The sequence below is a fragment of the Mesobacillus maritimus genome (assembly GCF_023715205.1).
GTDB lineage: Bacteria > Bacillota > Bacilli > Bacillales > Cytobacillaceae > Mesobacillus_B > Mesobacillus_B maritimus_C.
This window is the reverse complement of the sequence record NZ_JAMBNR010000042.1, coordinates 1-1,909: the sequence shown is the minus strand read 5'-3', so window position 1 is coordinate 1,909 and position 1,909 is coordinate 1. Positions and strand designations below refer to the sequence as shown.

The following is a 1,909-nucleotide window of genomic DNA, read 5'->3' as shown; positions in this document are numbered from 1 at the left end:
CGGGGCGTCCCTAGTGTAGGAAATAGAGGAGGAAAATAAAAAAGCCACCGTTTTCATAGTAAAATAGAAGTACCTATCACAGAACTTCCAATTACATTCTCAAACCAGGAGATGAAAACGATGGATTATAAATCATTGAATCATATTCAAGGTAAAAATGGAAGTCGATGGACTCAATTTATTAGGGGAATAGGTACAGAAAATCTTTTGATGGTAGCTATTGACGCAGCGAAATATACACACAAAGCTTTGATTTCTACATTCTATGGGGAGGTTTTAGTTAAACCATTTGAGTTTGATGCTTCCACACCAGGATTAGAGTTGATTAAGCAAAAGATAAAGGCAGAAAAAGATCGATATAACATGATAGAGGTCGTTGTAGGTATTGAAACAACTGGCCATTATTACGAGGATCTGGTTCTTCATTGTCAACTCGAAGGATTTCATGTACGGACCATAAATGCAGCTACTACTGCAGAGGAAAGAAGAGCACTATTGAACTGGTCAAAAACAGATAATCTTGACCTTTTGGCTATACTACAATCCATGATTCATGGGCGAGGGACCTTTAATGAACTCCCCACTGGAAAGGTTCATAACCTACAAAAATTAACTCGTGCTCGTAGGGAACTCGTGAATGAAAGAAGCGCCATAAAAAATCTTATTCTCGTTCATATGGATCATATTTTTAGAGAGTTTCAAGGAAAAACCGTATGGATAGATGGTAAGAAGGAAAAAATCAAGCCTCTTTCTGATAACTTTGGAAAAGCTTCACGTTATCTCATGCGATATTATCCGCACCCTAGTGACATTCTAGAGCTAGGAGAACAGGGGTTACGAGACCTTTCGGTCAGAGAAAATTTAAAGTTAAGGGATTCGTGTATTCAGTGTTTATTAGAATTTGCTAAAGAATCGATTTCTAAGCCTAAAGAGAAAGTAGAGACAGATATCTTCCTTCTTGCTCAAAGGCTTGACCAATTAGACTTTTTAACTGAACAAATTAAAGTCTTAGAAAGAAAAATCGAAGATTTATTTGTTCAAACTGAAGGAGGACTCCTTCTTAGTGTTCCAGGCATAGGGGTTGTGACAGGTGCTGAATTTTTTGCTGAAATGGGAGATATATCTGATTATTGTCACGCCGGTCAGTTAATAAAAATGGCAGGAACCAATCCAATAGTGAAACAGTCTGGAGACCGAAGGCCTTCTTACTTCGCCATTTCAAAACAAGGGAGAAAACAATTCAGAAATATAACCTATCATGTAGGCAAATCTTTAGCTATAAATAACCCTAAAATGAATCAGAAATATCATGAATTAATCGATCGCGGTAAGAAATCTGGACAAGCTTATATTGCTTTAGGCAATCGAATGATTCGTTTAGCCTTTTCAATGATCAGAAATCAAACCTTGTATCAAACGGATGAGGAAAAATACGTCTTATATGATGAGGTTAATAAAAAACTACACAAGGTAAATGTAGAACATTTCTTTGAAAATTTCGTGGTGTCACCTGTTTCCCACCCCGCATAGAAAACTATAATTCTAAAACATGATTTAAATTGCATTAAGCGAACCTCAGAAGTAAAACGAACTGGAATTATAAAATAGAGCTCCTTTAGGACGTTTGATCACATCGTTCCCGTCCCTGAGGCTCAAGACCTCGTGTCACAGCTTTATGGATCTTGTCCTATAAGTACGAATAATACGTGAAAACCAAGTTTATACTTGCTAGGTTGTACCTCTATAGGATGAAAAAGCAAGATCCTTTTCACGTTCTAAAGGAGCTCTATGATAAGAGTCTGTGATAGATGAACCTACTAAAAAAAATTGTATTTAGGGGTTTTACTTAAGGTCGGTCTTTTTTAATCATATTTCTTTCTTGACATATTTCCCATTATACGCTGTGACT

Annotated in this window: 1 protein-coding gene; it reads left to right on the top strand. The window is 36.6% G+C overall.

The annotated features are described in order from the left end of the window. Positions 1–120 precede the first annotated feature (120 nt). Positions 121–1,530, top strand: a complete 1,410-nt coding sequence (locus M3182_RS25480) for an IS110 family RNA-guided transposase (protein ID WP_251560624.1) — start codon at positions 121–123, stop codon at positions 1,528–1,530. Positions 1,531–1,909 lie beyond the last annotated feature (379 nt).